Raw genomic sequence first — 19,074 nt, forward strand, 5'->3', positions numbered from 1 at the left:
GCAGCCAATCCTCTGGTCGCATATCTGCAAAGCCTCATCGCGCACCTGTTGCTCCGCGAGAACATCACTGATTCAATCCTCCAATTAGCATCTATTCCAAGGTCGCCAAGAAAGAGCTTTTCTCCTTGTCGTTTTGATGGAACTCATGCCTGGCCTCCTCTCGCGGGAAGGGAGTATATGAAAACATCCAATGGATACCCTGGTCTCACTTAGAAGCTTTCCAACACCACAACCGATTGTGAAGGCTCGGGATTACAGAGCTGTGTGACAATGGCGGCAGCTACTTGCTCTACCCCCATTGCTCCCTGGCGGCCCAATGTCGTGTTTGTCTGATCCGTTAGCAGCTTCGGCGGTCTCACGACCAGTGTATGTATCCTCTTATCATTAGCAGCAGCCCAACGGGCTAGTCCTTCGACAGCGGATTTAGCCGTAACGTAATGCGGCCACTCCGCCGGGAGGTCCCTCACGAATGCCGAAGAAACAACGACATTCCAACCAGACCGCTCTGACAGACAGCTTAGGAACATGGACATTGGCCCGCTCACTAGCGCGACACTCTTCTCGAGAAAATCATGGTATTGATCCAGCTTTTCAGGGGTAAACGGCATAGGATGGATCGGCGGTGACGCATTGCAAATAAGGAAATCAAGTCCCTGGTACTGCTTACAAATACGATCACGCAATTCCCGGCACCAATGAAGGTCTGCAGCATCACCCTGCACCAATTCGAGAAGACCACTTCTGCCGCCAAGGCGTGTCCGAATCTGTTCGGCCTCCGCCTCGCATCGATGATAGCTCACAATAACCGAACAACCTTGCAGGGCAAGAGCCTGACTGATTGCCGCACCGAGGCCACGACTTCCACCTACGACTAACGCCACCTTTCCGTGAAGCTGATGAGAACTCGGCATAAGAGACGAGAGTTTCTCCACAGATGACTGCGGGGAATCTCGACGGGCGAAGGCCCACATGTGCGCCGTCCCATAGGCCTGGGATCCGACTGACAGATCTCCTGCAGTGTGGAGCAACTCCAGCCTTTCGTCGAACTCTTTAATCTTCACATCATAGCGTAGCGGCCCCTCATCCGGTTGGCCATGATCGTTCCGAAATTCAAGTACCAGCCGCCAATAGATTGCCCGCTTTCCAGGAAGTTCCATGCCCACCATAAAACTGGTCCACATCATAGCGGCAATCTGGATGCCCTGAGCGCCCTTCGCAGAAAGCCCCCATCGCTCAACAACCTTGTCGAAGTCTTCTGTCGATACACCATAGACTCCGGCGATGCGACGCCCGACCTCAAAATCCGCTTCCTGTCGGTCAACCGCTTCTCCTATCGAATGCGAATACTCTGATCCAACCGCCCCCGCCGAGCGCCCATCGCCGGCTTGGAATGTAAATCTCGCCTTCATCATCAATCGATCAGCGTCATATATTTTCACTGAGGATTGGAGAGATGCCGTCTCGTCGATTTGAACGGCATAATCTACTCCGACAACCAGAGGATTTCGAAACTCCAGCGATACCTCCCTTAGTATCAGGTCGTTCCTATCAGGAAGACGCGAAAGGGCTGCCAGCGCTCCGAGGATTCCGAAAACGACAGGCTCGCCATAGGGCGTGGCACGTGCGTAGACTTCGGATACATGCAGGGGGTTCTTATCGTGGCTGGCCGCACTAAACGAGGCGATGTCTTCCATCGTAAAACGAATGCTTGCCGCGCGCATCATTATCCACCAAGTCTTTCGCCACAGCATCCATCTGGCAACATTACCGCCCCCTGCTATTGCAGAGAAAGGACTTCAACTCACCGATATTCTTCATCTCCGCCAGTTCATTTCCCTTAAACCGTACCCCAAAAGCCTGCTCGATGCTGAACATCAGATTAATATGCGCCAGCGAATCCCATTTCGGAATGTCGCTCGCGGTCGTCTCATCGGTCAGCACCAGCTTCTCGTCGTCGAAGACTTCGCGAAACAGTCCTTCGAGCCGCTCATGCACCTCCATCCGCCACCTCCCACGCATCCACGGTCTTGATGAACTTATTGACTATGGGCCCCTTGGCCGACAGATCGTAGCTCCACGTCGCTCGCCCATCGGCCCGGCTCACCAGATCGAATCCCAGCTTTGCATACGCATCTTCCGCCATCGCATTCTTCTCGCTGGGAACGTAGGTTCCCCGCAACGACGTGCAGCCCAGTTCTTCGGCCCGCCGGCACACATGCTCCATAATCGTCCCCTCGACTGTGCGACCGATCACTCGGCAACTCATCAGCCAGGTATCAATGTCCAGAACCGTCCCCTCCTGCAGCGCAATGACCAGGGCCACCAGTCCATGGTCGGCGAAGCGATCCCGCAGCCGCAGGTACAGATGGACGCACTTTTGATCACTGACGAAACTCTCCAGCTGCGGCATCCCGTGGCGCTTCGTGGTGAGATTAAACTGATTCGTCTTGCCAATCAGCTGGGCAACTCTGGGCAAATGCAACGCATCGAAGGGGGCCACGATCGCCTGCATATGAAGGCTTTGATAGAACTCCTCGATGGATCCCGCCGTCGCTTCAAGCTCCCGGATTTGCGCGCGGGCCCGGTACTGTTCGGCTCGCGCGGCATCTTCCTGCGTATACGAACCGGTTTCAAACGACAGACACTCTGACAGCGCCCTGACATAGTAAGAGGCGTCGTCTGGAAGCGGAACCACCTCGACCTCAGGGACAAACTGCCTCATCGCTTCACGTTCAACCGGGTTATCATCCACGAATACCAGCGCATCCAACCCTATCCCAAGTTCTTGTGCGATCCTGCGGATATTTTGCGGCTTTGGTTCCCAATTGGCAACAAAGACCGCGATATCGTCACGTTTCAAGCGCATCTCCGGATGCTGCTCGAACGGCTGCAACGCATCGGCGTGATTGTTTTTTGAGCAGACCGCCAAGATCACACCCTTGTGCTTCAACTTGAGAATGTACTCCTGAAATGCGACAAACGCCTCTCCGTCTACCCCGTTTCCCAATTTGATGCCGGCCAGCCCTTCTTCGGCGATCACGCCTCCCCAGAGAGTATTGTCGAGATCCAGGACAAGACATTTCCGGCTCAATCCCAGATCAGCGCCGATGACCGCCGCCGTATGGCGGGCGAGCACAGGGACCGCTTGCAGCGCGACGGCTTGTTTCGCCAGATGCCAGAAGCGGGGATCGAACCACCGCGCTTTCCCCACGAACGACGAAAGTCGCTCGCAGTCAACGATCGACACCGCATTGCCCGCTTCTTCGCCAATCCTGGCATTGACGGCCTGCGCCATCATATAGCGGGACCCCGGAAGGCGCGCCGCAAGATGGCCCGCCGGCACTTCGCACGGCAGCGCAAAATTGTGCTGAACGACCCTCGCCCGGGAACGTTCCTTAACGGTTCGCCAGAGCGAGGTCCAGCGCGCAACTTCCGCACGAATCGATTCCTGCGGCGCGGCGCTGTACTCCGGAAGCCGCAGATCTCCCTCATGCACAGCCAGCACAACGAAGTCCGGATCGAACGCATAGAGGCGACTGTTCGGATCGATGATCTCCTGCTCATACTGCCCATACTCGCTTTCCACGACCTCGAGACGCATACCCCGCCGACCGGCCGCCAGCATCAGCAGCTGGCCCAGTTGAGCGGTCGTATAACTTCCGAGGAGCGCCACCTTGGCGGAGCGGAGCTTCGGCCCGGAGATGTCCGCATAGCGCTGCACCAGCCTGCCGGCCGCCTGCCACGATGTGAAATCGTCTTCGGCGTCGACCACCGTCAGCGCCCAGCGGCAGGCCTCGGGGATATTGCCCAGCTCCTCGTAACTCCGCGCGAGTTTCAAGCAGAGCCCCGCCTGAGGCGGATCGGAGAGCGCTTCGAGATAGAGAGGAATGGCATCCCCGGCCCTGCCGGACTTCCGCAATTCATCGGCGCGGGCCATAAGCGCGGTCGCATCGCGTATTCGGTCGTGTGATTGGTCAGACATTCTATGCGCCATCTGCGCCGCAGACTTGCGGCCTCCTCACTGAGGGAGAGTACTACGATGATCCTCCCTGACCTAGCATTTCTTCATCTGGATCATGCGGGGCGCCTCCACAAAAACCGTCGCGCCGGCCGGAACATTTGTCGTGATCACGGTATTGGGACCGATCTTGGCGCCATCCCCGATGGTGACCTTGCCAAGAATGACAGCCCCGGCGCCGATATCGACCCGGTGTCCGATCTTGGGCGCGTCGTTAAACCGTTCCCAGGTCACCGCACCGATCGTGACGTTTTGACGGATGATGCAGTCATCTCCGATGTGGCTATGGGGATGAAGCACAATTCCGCTTTGATGCGCAATCCGAAACCGGCGTCCGATGACCGTGCTGCGGGGAATCTCAATTCCGTAGTGATTTCTCACATACCGCCAGAGCACTCGATAGAGCAACAGCACGCTCGAGCGAAGCAGTCCCTCGCTTCGTTCCCATCCCCAAAATCCCAGCCGGTGCACAGCAATGGCTCGAAACCCTGGCTCAGTCCAGTCCTTGTGATTGGCGATCCAATCCTCATGGATCTGCCGGCACAAGTCTCTAATAAGATCGTATTGTTTCATCATGCCCCTGCTTACCTGCCAGAGCGCGATGCGCTGCTGGTTCTCACATACCTACACTCTGACGAAAAAGGACAAGCCGGCACCACACGGCGTTTCCGCAGGCCCCATCCCTGCGCTCGAGAATCTACTTCACACTCCGAAGAGATTGCTTAGGGGTGGCTGGTGCTTGCACGAGTGGGGAGGCCCCGGCCTTGTCGGCGTGCAACCGGAAGATACTATCGATCACAGACCGATAGACCTCCGTCCACCGTTCGCGAGTATGGTGAGTACGAGCCGATTCCCAGGCGCCCCGGGCCATCGCCTGCAGCTTGCCGCCGGGAGAAGCAGCGATTCTTTGCACTGCCCGCTTGATCTCGCCCACCGAACAGCGCGGCAACACCACACCGAAATCATCTACATCGACTCCGCTCTCATAACTGATGATCGGAATGAGCCCTGCATGCATGCCTCCGATCACCGACCCGCTTCTGGCTTCCGATGCGGACGCGGAAAGGATTCCCACACAGCGCTCGGCCAACCCCATAAAGCGGTCGCTACTGAGATCCATCCATCCCTCGGTATGAATATTGGGGGTCTCATACAGTTCTTTGAAGTAGGCCCGCTCAAATTCCTTTTCCCCCTTGATAGGACCGCACACCGTCAGGTGACAGCCCGGCATGCCGGCAAAGGCTTCCAGAATCAAGTCGAGCCCCTTGTGGACAAGCCCCCCGCTGTTGATCCACAGGAACTGATTGCGGCAGCCTTGCCAGTCCTTGTCGGCAGGCCACGGATACAGCACCGGAGCAGCGACCGGCACAGGAAAGATCTGTTTCCCCGCGTATCGAAACGTCTCCATGCTGAACCGGTTCCCGTTCATCGTCGCATAGTCTGCATGTTCGATCCCGAGATGCGGCACCTCATATCGCCAGGGCTTCAGCGTCACACCGCGGCGCTGCTGCAAGTCGAGCAGGCGGCTGGCTTCCGCCGCGTTCTGGAAGAGCGGATGCGCCGTGTCGATATGCAACACTTTGATGCAGTCGGGATTCAGGGCGGGAGCCAGCCGTTCAAGATTCCACCGGGTATCGACCATCATGGCGTAGTCACGCCTGGGCCAGAAGGTTTTGTTGTGAAAGTTGATGACGTCGACACCGTACCCGAGGTCTAAGAACGTCTGCGCCATCTGCAGCGCCACCCAATAGTGATGGTGATCCCTCGGGATCGGCTGCCCCGGCGGCAGCAGGAAGGCCTTGACCACATGCGAGAGCAGCACATAGCCTTTCGGTGGCCCCTGCGGTTCGAGAGACACCACTGCACGATTGAGAATCTCCTGGCTCAAATTCTCCCGGGCCTGCAAAGCCGCAGCCTTGACCACACTCCCCAGAATATAAAGCCGGGACGATTTCACCGCAGAGATCAGGCGCGCTCTGTTAATTGGGTCTTGAAAGAAGATCATGTCGCACTCACCTCCCCTCCGAGGCCCTCCACCCCGTCCACGCAGGCCACCCATTGTCCGTCGCCTATGCAATGGGCATCGATGTGAGACAGACGTGATCGGTTCCAGCCATTCCCCCCCGAAGAGAACAAGGGGTCCGGACTACAAGGGGTCTCGCTGTACCGCGCCGTGGTCAACTCCGTAATTGAGAACGCCCGGACGACGGGTCCATGGCCCGGCTTGCAGGCGTACGCAAACCGCATCAAACGGCCCTCATGCGCCACGATTCTTCCCGCCGGTCTCACAACGGCGCGATCCGTGACGCCGATTGGGCTCTGCGGATGTTCTCTCCATGGCCCCAGCAACTCGTCCGCCCAATAGAGCCGAAGAGCTGCGCCCCTGTCCTCTGCATCGGACAACGTAAAGAGCCACCACCGGCCCTCGTGGCGAACGAGCGAAGGAGCGTAAAACCTCCCTCGCAGCAGAATGCCGGCCAGCGCCCAGCGAACAGGAAACTCAAACGCCTTGTAGAGGCGCAGCATCCCCGCCTCGGCACTCTGGGGAAGCATGTAGTAGCCGCCGTTCCACTCGAAGAGGAAGGGGGACGACAGGGGGTACGGTTTAGCGAGCACAATCTGGCGATAGGTCCAATGCTTGGCGTCATCGCTGGTCGCCCACCCGATCTCGCCCTTTTCCGAGTCGCAATTGAGCACTTCAAATAACATGTGCCAGCGTCCGGCGACTTGCAGCATAAAGGGAGTCCGGACGGATGAAGCCCGGCAATCCCCGACGTCCTGAGCCGTGAGCGCCGGTTTGGTCATCCCCGCATGATCCTGCCCCAGATCCAGGGGAGACGGCCCGGCCAGTATGCCGATCGACCACTTCTGCGCGCCGGCAGCAGGACCATGAGCCTGGCGGTAGAAGAAGTCCCGCAACCCCTGCCATACTCCTGAGAGGTTTCTCCGCGGCACTACGCCCTCCGCTCCCGCCACCCATCATGGACCATCATGTCGTGACCGTACGCTCCCCCGTCAATGGAATCAGCCATACTCTCCTCCCGCCTAGCACTACCAACGCAAGCCAGACAACTACGTTGACCGGTTAACCTGAACCGCAAGCCCGCATTCCGCCGGCCTGCAGTCGGACGTCGTACAGTCCAGTTCCGGAAACCACAACGCTGTACAGGCCAGTCTCTAACAAGGGCGGCCATGTTCCCGTAAGATCTCTCGAATGGTCTGCCGGTAGACACGAGAAAAGTGTTCGCGGGTATGATGCGCCCTGACATGCTCCCAGGCGCGGCGCGCCCGCTCCTCCAGCACCGCCGCCGGCATCTCGGCGATCGTCCGGACACCGTCTCGAATATCCTCTACCGAAACGCCCTTGAGGAGCACACCGAAATCGTGCACATCGACACTGGACTCGTAGTTGACGATCGGAATGAGCCCCGCATGCATGGTCTCGATCACGCACGCGGCGCCGCCTTCCGAGCAGGACGTGAACACATGCGCGATACAGCGATCCGCCAGATCGAGAAACTCCCGGCTGTCGATATCGATCCACCCGCGCAGGTGAATATTCGGAGTCTCGAACAGTTCCCTGCGGTACGCCGCCACGAAGTCCGGCTCACGTTCGACCGGACCGCAGATCGTCAGGTGATACTCGGGCATCCCGGCAAACGCCTCCAGCACGAGATCCAGCCCCTTGTGGACCATCCCATAACTGGCGAACCAGAGAAAGTGCCGCCGGCTGGCTGAAAAACTTTTCCCGGCCGGCCAGGGACAGAGCCGCGCGGCAGGGATCGGAATTCGATAGATCGGCTTGCCCGCGTAGCGATAGGTCCCGATGGTGAAGTCGTTGGCGCAGACGGTCGCGCAATCGGCATGCTCGATGGCGAGATTGGGCCGTTCGTATCTGACCGGGAGAAGCGTGCCCCCTCTCCGCCGTTGCATATCGAGCAACCGACTGGCCTCGGCTGCGTTCTGAAACAGCATGTGGGCCGTGTCGATGTGCAGGATCTTCAGGCAACCCCGGCCGAGCAGCGGGGCAAGCCGCTGGAGATTGTATCGCGTGTCGATGATGACATCATAGCCCGTCTTCGGAAGGAAATCGTGATTACAGAAGCTGATGACATCCACGCGATAGCCCAGCTCCAAAAACGTCCTGGCCATATCGAGGGCCGTCCAGAAATTCGTATGCGTGTTGGGAACGGGCCGGTTGGGATTGTTCAAGAAGTCGCCTCTGATGTGCGACAGCAGCACCGTCCCTCGCGGCGATCCCTCGGGAAGGAGAGACGTGACCTCGCTATCCCCCAGTTCCGCCTCCTTGACGATCTGCGGCAAACGCCAATAGACCGCTCTCGCAACCCGATAGACCTTGAACCTGGCGAAAAGGCGCCTTAGGGCGGGAAACATGACGACCTCTTTAGTGAATGGATGAAACTCTCATCTAGCGGAAAGCACACTTTATCGAGCGAAAGAATTCATCTGAGCAGCCGCTCCTGCTCCGTCCAACACTCTCAAAACTTCCTCACCAACCAGCCGATGCCCGGCGGCGTTGTAGTGATTCGAGCGCCGGAATGGAAACAATCCGACAGGATCCGGATGACCGGCGAAGACCGGATGCAGATCGATCAGCGACAGCTTCAGATCGGTGACGAGCCGAAGGACCCGTTCTCGATTCTTGTTGGCAGCCTCCGGCTTGGCATAGCGCTCCCACTGCGGAAGATACACGAAGTGCAGCTCCCCGCCCCACCCGTGAACCGTGGCCATCGCCTCAACCAGCACGTCGCGAAACTGCTGCATCTTTTCATCCGTTGCCTCGGCAGAGAAATATAGCTGGCCCGCGCGGATGACATCGACCTCCTGCAGTCCCGCGCGCCAGCGAGTGAATAACTGCCGGACATGATGTAATTTGACCGCATCTTCCAGTCCGATTTGCGGGCCCAGCGCCTGGCGGGTTTGCGCAATGTAGGCCTTCAACGCCTGATCGATCCTGTCCTGCCGGGCCCACAGCGACTGGGTGTATCCTCCCGTCAGATATCGCCTGAGGAGAGGGCTATGCCATTCATGCTCCAGATCCCCCAGATCATTGCCTTCATAATAGAACCACAAGACCGTTTTCGGTCGAACGCGAGCCCCGTACTCTTTCAAGGAGGCCAGCATCATAATCGGGCCGTTAGAATCCATGCCGAGATTAATGGTCCGCGGATGGCGCGCCCGGATCACTCCGGCAAAACTGTTCTCCGTCGGCACACAGGCGCCGTGCGTGAACGAATCGCCTACCGCGACGACCGCAGGCCGGTCATCATTCCACAGACCCAGTGGATTATTGAATCCACGCTCGTCGCTTTGGTACATCGCGTACTCTCCGCTCTCGTTACAAAACACGGTGAGCACGTTGGCTACACCGCCGAGCGGCAGGGCTTCCTCGCCGTCGAGGGACAGGGCTCGAAGCGTCTTCATGGAATCGGGATTGTCCCATGTCAGAACGGCATGGGGCATGACGGCCGGATACGCGGTACGACCCTCACGTTCGAGATCGGCAATTACCTGCAGTTTGTCCCGGCGGTCGAATGCAGGCTGCGCGGTGGCATTCTCTTTCAGTCGCGCTTGAGTCGATTCCGGAGTGGCGTCCATGGGGAACGTGAGCCAGCGATTCCGCTCGAAGTTGGCGCGGGCCGAGGCGGTGAAGGCCAGCAGCAGCTCACCGGCATAGAGCGAGAGGAGCGAACACAGCACGACGAGCGCAAGATTGACCTTCGCGGCAGGATTCAACCACCTGGTCGCAACGAACCCCGCCCCGACGACGGCCAAACCGACATAGTGCGGAGCCCACCCATGGGTGGCCGTGAGATACGCGACGAACAGAATCATGCCGGACCCGATCCCGGACAGGATCCAATCGGCCGCGCGTATCAGATGCGTCATTGAGGCTCCTTTGACTGTTTTCCAAGCCACATTTTCGACGGGTGAATATTATCGAGCAAACTGGCGACTTTTCTCCACCCGTCGACTGAGGCAATCCATTGCCCGTTGTCCAGTCGATGGGCATCGACATGATGCATCCCGTGTTGATTCCATCCGGTTCCGCCCGGACCCAGGATAGAACCCTGCCCCAGCGGCCGTTCTGCATAGGTTGTCCGGCTCAATTCTGTGATCTCAAACGCGCGCACTTCCGTTCCATAGTCCGGGAAACACTTTTGCGCAAACCGGACCGGGCGACCGTCGACCCTCACCATACGGCCGGCCGGGCGCGCGATATGGGGATTCCACTCGATGATGGGGCTGCGCGGATGTTCCTCCCATGGCCCCAATAAATCGGTCGCGGAAAACAGCCGCAAGGTGTCGGACCGCCCCTGGCTCGACTCCGCCCACATCCACCACCGGTCGTCGTCACGCAGAAACGAGCAGTCGGCGTACCCGTGCCCTCTCAGCACGGTTCCGATACAGTCCCATTGATCCGGAAACCGGCGCGCCCGGTACAACCGGACTTCATGAGCCCGCACCGATTCCGGCACCATATAGTACTCCCCCTGCCATTCGAACACGTAGGGATAGGAGAGGTGATACGGCTCGGCGAGCACGACCCGCTGATACGTCCACGTGAATCCGTCCGGACTGGTCGCACAGCCGATTTCTCCATGGCTGCGCCGGTTATACAGTTCGAAAAACATGTACCAGGTACCAGCGACGTAGATCATGAACGGATCGGCCACCATCACCGCGCACACATCGGTCACATCATCCCGCGTGAGCACCGGTTGCTCGAGGCCTGGCACCGGCGCCAGAGCGAGAGGGGACGGCCCCGTATATATCCCGATCGACCACAGATGAGACCACTCCTCGCTGGTCGTCGAATTCGCTGCGTGCGCCAGATTTGACAGCGACTGTTTGAGAAAACCCCTGATGCCCATGTACGCGAGGCCCCCTACAGGTTGATACCATTCTCACGGGCACTGTACCATTCGACGGTCCGGCGCAGGCCGGCATTGAGGGAGGTCGACGGTTGCCACCCCAGCTTCTGTGCGGATTGGGTCATGCTGGCGGCACGCACCGGTTCCAGAGGCCGATCCGGCAAGGCTCCGAACACCGGCTGCACGGAGGGATGCATGATCGCGACCAGCTCTTCGACAATCGCGCGAACGGACACAAGTGTTCCTGACCCCAATTCAAGCGTGCATCCTTCAAGGCCGGGAGTGTGCGCGGCGGCAAGAAATCCTTCGAGCACGTCGTCCACGTAAACCCAGTCCGCTTGCCAGCGTCCGCTGGCGAGCTGCGGCGGCGCACCTCGTAACAGCGAACCGATCGTCGCAGGGATCAGCTTCTTACGATCCTGCCCCGGCCCATACGTCATGTACGTGCGGAGGATCACGGTCGGAGTCCCGTACAAGGCCTGGAACATGCGGCCGTACCCGCTCGCCGCCCACTTGGCCGCGGCATAGGGAGAAGCGGGGGTGACCACGCCCTGGCTTGCATCCGGCTCCATGAACGATCCACACAAAATGAGGCGACGACAACCGAACTCAGTGACTGCCGCCAGCAGATTGACGGTGCTCGTCAGCAGGCTGTGGAAGGTCGGGAGGACAAATTCTTTGCCCGGCACCGCCGTCACGGATCCGGCGAGATGATAGACGATGTCCGGCCGTACCTCCGACACGAGCCGGTGCGCAACGCCGATGTCCGCCAGATCCGCCTGCCGCCAGCGTGGCTCCGAGTCACGCTGCGCCCGCTCGACTCGCGAGGTGGCATGCACCTCCGCCCCACAGTCCACGAGCCGGCGACAGAGATGGCTTCCGAGAAACCCGCTCCCGCCGGTCACCAGAACCCTTTGTTGTGACCAGAAGGCATTCGCCATATTCATCGCACCCCCGCGCCCACCCGTTCCCGGTCCGCCGCTAGAACAAGGTTGGCGGCTCTGACGATCACGCCCGGTCCATGATTGACGGTGTTGACGCCTGACATAGGCTCACTCTCCGACTGCTGTATTGATGCGTTCTCAAACCTTGAGTCCATACGAGGCCGCGAACGCTTCCGAAAGTCTCTCGAGCGCCAGCGCACCACTTCGGCGGTCCAAACACTTGGGTGGACCGAACGGCGTGTTGTTGATATCGACGACGTACATTTTCCCGTCATCGACGTCTCTCAAGACATCCACTTCACCGTAGTCCAAGCCGACTTTTTGACACAACTGTAAGAGCATACCGATCTCACTGGCCGATAGCAGATCTGACACTTCGCAGACTTGCGCCGAGATATTATCAGCACCAAATCCGAATCTTCGCTCTAGAGGTCGCAAGACCAGGTAGCAGAGTGGAATCGCATCACCAAACACCGGCACGCGAATGTCTTCAACGAACTGCCCGTCACGCGAATTATTGACGACTCTTTGATAGACAGCCTGTTCATCGACTTGCTCGACGGGACACTGGATGATCCTGCCGTCGTGCGTGGCGTTGTCGTTCGACTTCTTCACGCATCGGCCGGCGAACTCCCGGGGATTGACCGCCAATCCGTAGCCGAGTACCGCCTGATGCACCGCTTCCACTTTGCGCTTCGAGATATCCCGGCACCGGAGGTTCAGCACCGGCTGCTTCAGGCTCAATTCTTCCAGAACATCCAGGTGGCGACGGACTGTGCAGTCCTCCCAATTGACCACCAGGTCGGCCCGCGTCCCGACCATATCGGTGATTCGAAATCCAAGCTCATGGCATATTTTATAGAGCACTGAGTCCGGTTCAGGCTTGTGAGGCAGGGTGAGGATCGTTTTCGTTTTACACCCGTTTGCGAGATACCTGGCACAAAACCTGAGCTTCCAGGATACGACGCGCAAGGCCGGTCTGAGGCGAGCGTTATCGAACCACTGGAGCGTTTCCAGAACCTTCCTGCATGTGGCACGAACCATCCGCAGCGGTTTTTTGATCGCTTGCGGAACAGCGGACCTGATCGCATCGGTAACGTTATGCATACGAGCCCTGCCGCCCTTCCTTCCTGTCCGGTTAAGCCGCGGGCGATCGCTCTGGCGCCGGTGCCAGCAGCGCGTGCGCAATTAAATCGGACGCTGCCTGGGCCACCGTCGCAAAGGGGAGTTGCGACCGTTCGGCAATATCGAGGAGCGTATGGTGGCCGTCTGAGAGATTGAGCACCCAGAGCATGGCCATCTCCATTGATTTCTCTCCGGCCTGCCCTCCAATCGCCCGATACAGTCCGCGTTTCCCCAACTGCGGTTCGCAGCGCGGATTCTGGTTGAGGTAGGTCTTGTTGCCTTCGAGGATCTCTATTGTAGTTTGACACACACCCAGCGATTCGGCGAGGGCCTGCGGTTTGACGAAATCCAGATTGTCGGCAGAAGTATGATATTCGGGATATTGGCTGTGGGGCGTCCTACTGAGACAGCCCACTGCGAGATTGAACCCGGGCGAGCAGTATTGACGCTCATCGTACCCGTAGGGAATGAAATCGGTGACATTGTGGGATATTCCAGAGTGGGTGAGCGCATGAACTATCGCCCGGTCGATTTCCGTGTCGCCCCGGCGACTTTTCTTATAGGTACAGGGACCAGCATCTCCGATCCCTGTCAGTACCAGCCCGTGTTTGATGCGCGCCGCCTCATCCTGGTGCCGGCTCAACCAGGTGATAGAGCCGATGGTTGCCGGAATAAACAGGACCCGATAGGAATAGCGCCGCGGTTGCGCGCGTAGCCACTCGGTCAACCATGTGGCCACGGCAATTCCGGACAAGTTATCGTTGCACAACGAAGGATGGCAAACATGGGTGGAAATGAGCACTTCATCCTGAATCCGCCCAGGCAGCAAGATTTCTCCGTATGTGAGATGCCCCTCGGTCAGCGTCGCATCGATGCAGACGTCGTACTCTTCGTCCGTCAGGCGGCGCAACTGATTGTGACTGAGACAGAATCCCCAGCTCTCCTTGTAGTAGGACGTGCGGTAGGGAATCCAGTCCGGATGGTCGGGAAGTGTATGGAGGTGCTGCTTCAACTCGGAGAAGCGCATTCGTCGGCGCACGGGGCTGCTATACCCGACTACATGGAGGTTCGATTGCAGGAAGTCGACGACCCGCTCTCCTCGCAGGTTCTTTATATAGGCGTCGCGGATATTCCACTCCAACGGAACGGTCCAATCGAATACCTGCGTGCCGCTGGGCACCTCATGAATATTGAGGGGAATGCGACTCTGAATACGGCCAAGCGTCTCACGTACGCCTTGGCCTGTGATACTTCGACAGATGGGAAACAATTCGGCCATCAGGCCATGCATGGCCTCCCCGGCCTCCTGTGAAACGTCACGATCGCCGCTCTTGCCTCTATTCACAATATGCCCTTCCGAACATCCAGAACGCTCACGAATGGACCGTAATCTTGGGAATCGGCACGACGAATTTTCCTCCCCAGTCACGAATGAACGCCATCTGTGCCATGACTTCATCCTTGAGATTCCAGGCCAGAATCATCACATAGTCCGGTTTGTCTGCCTTGATACGTTCGGGATCGTAAATGGGGATGTGAACTCCCGGCAGCCAATGCCCCTGCTTGTACGTACTCCTATCGACCAGGTAATCGACTAGATCCGTCCGAACACCGCAAAAATTGAGCAAGGTGCTGGCTTTCGCCGCCGCTCCGTATGCTACGACTTTCTTGCCTTCCCGTTTCGCCTTGATCAGAAACTCCAGGAGCGCGCGCTTTGTCTCGTTGACGCCCTCGGAAAAAGACAGGTAATGGTCGAGTGTTGCAAAGCCTTCCGTCGCTTCCTTGGCCCTAAGAGCCGTCAACCGCTCGGTGACCGGCTTGGACCCATCTCCGTCATGGCGCGCATAGATCCGTAACGACCCGCCGTGCGTCGAGATTTCTTCGACATCAAAGAGGGTCAGTCCATGCTTGCTGAATATCTGCGTCACCGTGGTCAAGGAGAAATAGGAGAAGTGCTCGTGGTAGATCGTATCAAACTGGTTGAAGCCCATGAGCCTCATCAAGTGAGGGAACTCCATGGTGACGACTCCGCTCGGACTAAGGAGAATTTTGAGTCCGCCGACAAAGTCATTCAAGTCCGGCACATGGGCCAACACATTGTTCCCGATCAGGAGATCCGGACGTCGCCCCTTCGCAGCCAGTTCACGGGCAGTCTCGACCCCGAAGAACTTGACGAGCGAGGGCACTCCTTTCTTGACGGCCACCTCCGCCACATTCTTAGCCGGTTCTATACCCAGGACAGGGACCCCTCGTTTCACAAAATTCTGGAGCAGATATCCATCGTTGCTGGCGATCTCGACCACGTAACTGGCCGCCCCCAGCTTGAACCGGTCCATCGCCATGTCCACATACTCTTTCGCATGCTGCAGGAACAGATCGGAGAACGAAGAGAAGTAGGCATAGTCGGAAAAAATGTGATCAGGGCTCTCAAACTCTTCAAGTTGCACCAGGAAACACTGCTCGCAGACAAAGGCGCGCAATGGATAAAACGGCTCCATGCGGTTCAGTTGGTGCGGCTTCAGATATGAATTCGCCATCGGCGACATACCGAGATCGACGAATATATGCTGTAACGCTGTTCCGCAAAACCGGCATCCTGCGTGATCCATGGCCGTCACTCCTTCTAAGGGGGGAATCTGTGTTCGATGCTGCGTCTTGCCGGGACAGGAGTCTCTACCCCGTGGTTGGCGTATAGCCTACGCCGCGCCACCGGACTCCACCCGACGTGAATACCGCCGGGTCATAAATGCCCCGTCCGTCGATGAGGAGCGGCTGCCGCATGAGCCGTGAGAAATCGGACGCGGAGATGCTGCGGTATTCCGGCCACGCCGTCACCAGACAGCAGGCGTCACTTTCTTGAAGCGCCGCCTGCCAGCTTTCTACGAAACGAACCTTGGCGAATTCGGCGCGCTTCTTCGCCTGAGGCATCGCGATCGGGTCGTGTGCGACTACCTGCGCTCCCCTCTTTACCAGTTCTTCCACCAGCGGGAGCGCAGGGGACTCTCGCAAATCATCGGTCCCCGGCTTGAACGCCAACCCGAGAATCGCGATCTGTTTCCCGGAGAGGTTGACTTCTTTTTCCAGGAGCGCCACCATTCGGAGCGGCTGGGCGGCGTTAATTTCCAAGACGGCGTCCAAGATCCTGGTTGGTTCTCCTACCGTGCGGCCGAATCCCCGCAACGCCGCCACATCCTTGGGGAAGCAGCTTCCCCCAAATCCAAGTCCATGCCACAAATATTCGGTCACCCCGGCCGGCCCGCCGGCCTCTCCGCTCACCGGAGTCAACCGTCGATCGAGATGCACCCCTTTCCACACTAGCCGGGCATCCACTCCAGGAAGAGCCGCACACATGTTTCCGATCTCGTTGGAAAACGAGATCAACGTTGCGAGCATGGAGTTCGACACATATTTGATCATTTCCGCCGTTCGCGGTGTCGTCACCAGCTTGGGGCACGTGAACTCCTCGTACACGCGGAGGAACACCTCAGCCGCGGCGGCGTCCGTTGCCCCGACCACGATCCGATCCGGCAACCGAAAATCCTCGACGGCTCGACCTTCTCGGAGAAACTCGGGGTTCATACACAATCCCCATCCCTCTCCGACTTTCCGCCCTGAACGGGATTCGATGGCGCTCTGTACCGGCCCTTCCGTCGTTCCCGGCAAGACGGTGCTTTTCACCGCCACAACATGATACGTGCGCTTCTCTGCCAGCACGGTCCCGATCTGTTCTGCAGCAGCCACAACCTGGGAGAGATCCATCCGGCCGGCTACCGTCGGGGTCCCGACACAGATCAACGTCACATCCGAGTCCAGAATGGCCTGTCGCGCGTCGGTGGTCGCAGAAAGGGTGCCGTTCTTGCGCACCGTTTGCAGCATATCCTCCAAGCCAATTTCATGGATGGGAGGACGTCCGGCGTTAATTTCATTCACCACCTCTGATCGGATGTCCACGCAGGTTACGCGATGCCCTCTCTCCGCCAGACACGTCCCCGATACGAGCCCGACATACCCTGTTCCGATGACTGAGATTTTCATAATCGCTCCGTTGCTACTTGCCTTGCGGTGCCTCGACCAGATTCTCTAATTCGACGAAATGCCGGTACCAGTGCAGCATTCTTCCAAGACCGGCCTGGAGACCGACTAGCGGCTGGTACCCTAGCATCGTATGGCTTTTCTCAAGATTGGGACATCGCCTGTTAGGATTGTCCGTCAAATAATCGGCTTCTGCGCTGGGTTTGTGAATCACTTGCCGTTGGCTTCCGGCGACCGCCAAGAGCATCGCCCCAAGGTCACGCATGGAAATTTCAGGAGCCTCTGAGCCCACGTTGAACGGCTCAGCATGATGGGTTGAGAGTAACGCGAGGAGATATCCCGTCAGAGCATCGGACACATAGCAAAACGTCCTGGTCGGGCTTCCATCCGAATGCAGGACGATATCTCGATCGGCGAGCACGTCCCGGCAAAAGTCGGGTAATACCCGCCCATCTGCCAGCCTCAATCCCGGGCCATAATTGTTGAAGGGGCGCACGATCTTCGCAGGCACACCATATTGCTGCGCATAGAGGTAACACAGCGTTTCTCCCAACCGCTTGGACTCGTCATAACAAGCCCGGGGGCCGATGCACGAGACATTTCCCCGGTATGATTCGCGCGTCGGGATTTCGTGCGCAGGCGGATCGCCATATATTTCACTGGAGCTGAAATACAAAATGCTTGTGCTCTGATGTTGCCTCGCCAGATCGAGCATGTGGCGCAATCCCGAGATGTTGGTATCCAGTGTCTCCAATGGATATTTGCGATAGACCTGCGGGCTCGCGATGGAGGCGCCGTGAATAATGAAATCAAATCGTTCGGTTTCCCCGTCCGGCCAGGGCTTGGTGATATCCTGTCGAATCAGCCTCATGCGCGGAGTTCCGGCGGCGAGTTCGACCAGCCAGCGCGGACAGCCTCTGATGAAGTTATCAGCCGCGAGGAAAGAAAGAGGAGCCGCCTTCAACGCGCTCCGGTTGAGATACGCCAGGAAGTGCAGGAACCCGAACCCAAGAAACCCTGCGGCGCCCGTGACGAGCACCCGCTTTCCCGCGAATGCCTGGACCCGGTCGCCGAGGGTCTTCTCCATTCGCGCCCAGTCTTCATCGAGCCATTCCGTGGCCTTCGCATACACCGACTTCTCAGCACCCATGCATAACCTCTTTTATTGGCGAATTACTCGTCGATACGATCCAGAGTTAGACAGACCTTCATCCGGCACAGGTGCCGTGAGACGCTGAGTGCCAGCACCTCCGACATCCCTTCGGCTACCAGATTTTCCAAGGGGCCTTGCCGGACTGCCACAGTTCTTCCAGGTAGTTTTTTTCCTTCAGCGTGTCCATGCACGACCAAAACCCGTAGTGTTTAAAACCCATCATCTGGCCATCGTGGGCCAGCCGTTCGACAGGATCACGCTCCCAAATTGTGTCATCGCCAGAAATGTAGTCGAGCGCTTTTGTATTGAGCACGAAGAATCCCCCGTTAATCCACCCTTCCCCGGCCTCGGGCTTTTCGAAGAACTCCCTCACACTATCGCCGTCAAACCCGATGCGCCCGAAGCGCGCCGGCGACCGCACCGAGGTCATCGTGGCTAGCTTGCCATGAGACCGATGAAATTCCACGAGTTTCGTGATATTGAGATCCGCCACCCCGTCCCCGTAGGTGAGCATAAACGTCTCGTCGTTCCCCAGCCACTTCCTGAGGCGACCGACCCGACCGCCTGTTTGCGTTCCCGCACCTGTATCTACGAGATGGACCGTCCATTTTGGCTGGATGCCATCATGAATGGTCGCTTTCCCGGTGGACAGGTCAATGGATAGATCGTTGTTGATCGCGACGAAATTGAGGAAGTACTCTTTTACAATCTCTCCCTTATAACCGAGCGCGACCACAAACTCCGTCACCCCGTGCACCGCATGAATCTGCATGATGTGCCACAAGATCGGCTTCCCGCCGATTTCAACCATCGGCTTTGGCTTCAGCGTGGTCTCCTCGGATAGCCGGGTTCCCAAACCACCTGCAAGGATCACTGCCTTCATGACCGTCCTCCTTAGTTGAAAAC

General features: G+C 58.2%; 16 protein-coding genes. All 16 read right to left on the reverse strand.

Annotation, left to right across the window (positions count from 1 at the left end; all coding sequences use genetic code 11):
- Positions 1 to 209: 209 nt before the first annotated feature.
- Positions 210 to 1,724 carry an SDR family NAD(P)-dependent oxidoreductase gene (locus Q7U39_14575; GenBank protein MDO9119182.1) on the reverse strand — a complete coding sequence of 505 codons (1,515 nt, stop codon included), beginning with the start codon at positions 1,722 to 1,724 and terminating at the stop codon, positions 210 to 212.
- A gap of 40 nt (positions 1,725 to 1,764) precedes the next feature.
- On the reverse strand, positions 1,765 to 2,001 hold the full coding sequence (locus Q7U39_14580) for an acyl carrier protein (GenBank protein ID MDO9119183.1): 237 nt from the start codon (positions 1,999 to 2,001) through the stop codon (positions 1,765 to 1,767).
- Positions 1,988 to 3,982, reverse strand: coding sequence for an HAD-IIIC family phosphatase (locus Q7U39_14585; GenBank protein ID MDO9119184.1), 1,995 nt, complete (start codon positions 3,980 to 3,982; stop codon positions 1,988 to 1,990). The genes Q7U39_14580 and Q7U39_14585 overlap by 14 nt, the downstream gene beginning before the upstream one ends.
- Positions 3,983 to 4,054: 72 nt before the next feature.
- Positions 4,055 to 4,594: a serine acetyltransferase gene (locus tag Q7U39_14590; protein MDO9119185.1), complete on the reverse strand. Its 540-nt coding sequence runs from the start codon at positions 4,592 to 4,594 to the stop codon at positions 4,055 to 4,057.
- Between the two features lie 121 nt (positions 4,595 to 4,715).
- Positions 4,716 to 6,023, reverse strand: coding sequence for a glycosyltransferase (locus Q7U39_14595; GenBank protein MDO9119186.1), 1,308 nt, complete (start codon positions 6,021 to 6,023; stop codon positions 4,716 to 4,718).
- Positions 6,020 to 6,973, reverse strand: a complete 954-nt coding sequence (locus tag Q7U39_14600; protein ID MDO9119187.1) for a hypothetical protein — start codon at positions 6,971 to 6,973, stop codon at positions 6,020 to 6,022. The genes Q7U39_14595 and Q7U39_14600 overlap by 4 nt, the downstream gene beginning before the upstream one ends.
- A 222-nt stretch (positions 6,974 to 7,195) precedes the next feature.
- The gene (locus Q7U39_14605; protein ID MDO9119188.1) at positions 7,196 to 8,413 is read right to left on the reverse strand and encodes a glycosyltransferase; all 1,218 of its coding nucleotides are present in this window, start codon (positions 8,411 to 8,413) and stop codon (positions 7,196 to 7,198) included.
- Between the two features lie 51 nt (positions 8,414 to 8,464).
- Positions 8,465 to 9,928 (reverse strand): hypothetical protein, encoded by a 1,464-nt coding sequence (locus tag Q7U39_14610; GenBank protein MDO9119189.1) that lies wholly within the window; start codon positions 9,926 to 9,928, stop codon positions 8,465 to 8,467.
- Positions 9,925 to 10,914 (reverse strand): hypothetical protein, encoded by a 990-nt coding sequence (locus Q7U39_14615; GenBank protein MDO9119190.1) that lies wholly within the window; start codon positions 10,912 to 10,914, stop codon positions 9,925 to 9,927. Before Q7U39_14615 ends, Q7U39_14610 begins: the two co-directional genes overlap by 4 nt.
- A 14-nt stretch (positions 10,915 to 10,928) precedes the next feature.
- The gene (locus tag Q7U39_14620; GenBank protein MDO9119191.1) at positions 10,929 to 11,861 is read right to left on the reverse strand and encodes an NAD-dependent epimerase/dehydratase family protein; all 933 of its coding nucleotides are present in this window, start codon (positions 11,859 to 11,861) and stop codon (positions 10,929 to 10,931) included.
- A 135-nt stretch (positions 11,862 to 11,996) separates the two neighbouring features.
- Positions 11,997 to 12,965: a hypothetical protein gene (locus tag Q7U39_14625; GenBank protein ID MDO9119192.1), complete on the reverse strand. Its 969-nt coding sequence runs from the start codon at positions 12,963 to 12,965 to the stop codon at positions 11,997 to 11,999.
- 31 nt (positions 12,966 to 12,996) lie between these two features.
- Positions 12,997 to 14,328: a DUF4910 domain-containing protein gene (locus Q7U39_14630; GenBank protein MDO9119193.1), complete on the reverse strand. Its 1,332-nt coding sequence runs from the start codon at positions 14,326 to 14,328 to the stop codon at positions 12,997 to 12,999.
- A gap of 28 nt (positions 14,329 to 14,356) precedes the next feature.
- Complete coding sequence (locus Q7U39_14635; GenBank protein ID MDO9119194.1) at positions 14,357 to 15,592, reverse strand: class I SAM-dependent methyltransferase; 1,236 nt, start codon at positions 15,590 to 15,592, stop codon at positions 14,357 to 14,359.
- Positions 15,593 to 15,656: 64 nt separating this feature from the next.
- On the reverse strand, positions 15,657 to 17,018 hold the full coding sequence (locus Q7U39_14640) for a UDP-glucose/GDP-mannose dehydrogenase family protein (protein ID MDO9119195.1): 1,362 nt from the start codon (positions 17,016 to 17,018) through the stop codon (positions 15,657 to 15,659).
- 13 nt (positions 17,019 to 17,031) lie between these two features.
- Positions 17,032 to 18,165: an NAD-dependent epimerase/dehydratase family protein gene (locus Q7U39_14645; protein MDO9119196.1), complete on the reverse strand. Its 1,134-nt coding sequence runs from the start codon at positions 18,163 to 18,165 to the stop codon at positions 17,032 to 17,034.
- Between the two features lie 115 nt (positions 18,166 to 18,280).
- The gene (gene rfbF, locus Q7U39_14650) at positions 18,281 to 19,051 is read right to left on the reverse strand and encodes a glucose-1-phosphate cytidylyltransferase (GenBank protein MDO9119197.1); all 771 of its coding nucleotides are present in this window, start codon (positions 19,049 to 19,051) and stop codon (positions 18,281 to 18,283) included.
- Positions 19,052 to 19,074 lie beyond the last annotated feature (23 nt).

It is taken from the genome of Nitrospira sp. (genome assembly GCA_030653545.1).
GTDB lineage: Bacteria > Nitrospirota > Nitrospiria > Nitrospirales > Nitrospiraceae > Nitrospira_D.

Coding starts and splice junctions, on each gene's coding strand:
- Q7U39_14640 (MDO9119195.1), bottom strand. CDS start 17,018: ATGAAAATCTCAGTCATCGGAACAGGGTATGTCGGGCTCGTATCGGGG.
- Q7U39_14635 (MDO9119194.1), bottom strand. CDS start 15,592: ATGGATCACGCAGGATGCCGGTTTTGCGGAACAGCGTTACAGCATATA.
- Q7U39_14580 (MDO9119183.1), bottom strand. CDS start 2,001: ATGGAGGTGCATGAGCGGCTCGAAGGACTGTTTCGCGAAGTCTTCGAC.
- Q7U39_14590 (MDO9119185.1), bottom strand. CDS start 4,594: ATGATGAAACAATACGATCTTATTAGAGACTTGTGCCGGCAGATCCAT.
- Q7U39_14605 (MDO9119188.1), bottom strand. CDS start 8,413: ATGTTTCCCGCCCTAAGGCGCCTTTTCGCCAGGTTCAAGGTCTATCGG.
- Q7U39_14615 (MDO9119190.1), bottom strand. CDS start 10,914: ATGGGCATCAGGGGTTTTCTCAAACAGTCGCTGTCAAATCTGGCGCAC.
- Q7U39_14575 (MDO9119182.1), bottom strand. CDS start 1,724: ATGATGCGCGCGGCAAGCATTCGTTTTACGATGGAAGACATCGCCTCG.
- Q7U39_14585 (MDO9119184.1), bottom strand. CDS start 3,982: ATGTCTGACCAATCACACGACCGAATACGCGATGCGACCGCGCTTATG.
- Q7U39_14625 (MDO9119192.1), bottom strand. CDS start 12,965: ATGCATAACGTTACCGATGCGATCAGGTCCGCTGTTCCGCAAGCGATC.
- Q7U39_14610 (MDO9119189.1), bottom strand. CDS start 9,928: ATGACGCATCTGATACGCGCGGCCGATTGGATCCTGTCCGGGATCGGG.
- rfbF (MDO9119197.1), bottom strand. CDS start 19,051: ATGAAGGCAGTGATCCTTGCAGGTGGTTTGGGAACCCGGCTATCCGAG.
- Q7U39_14595 (MDO9119186.1), bottom strand. CDS start 6,023: ATGATCTTCTTTCAAGACCCAATTAACAGAGCGCGCCTGATCTCTGCG.
- Q7U39_14620 (MDO9119191.1), bottom strand. CDS start 11,861: ATGAATATGGCGAATGCCTTCTGGTCACAACAAAGGGTTCTGGTGACC.
- Q7U39_14645 (MDO9119196.1), bottom strand. CDS start 18,165: ATGGGTGCTGAGAAGTCGGTGTATGCGAAGGCCACGGAATGGCTCGAT.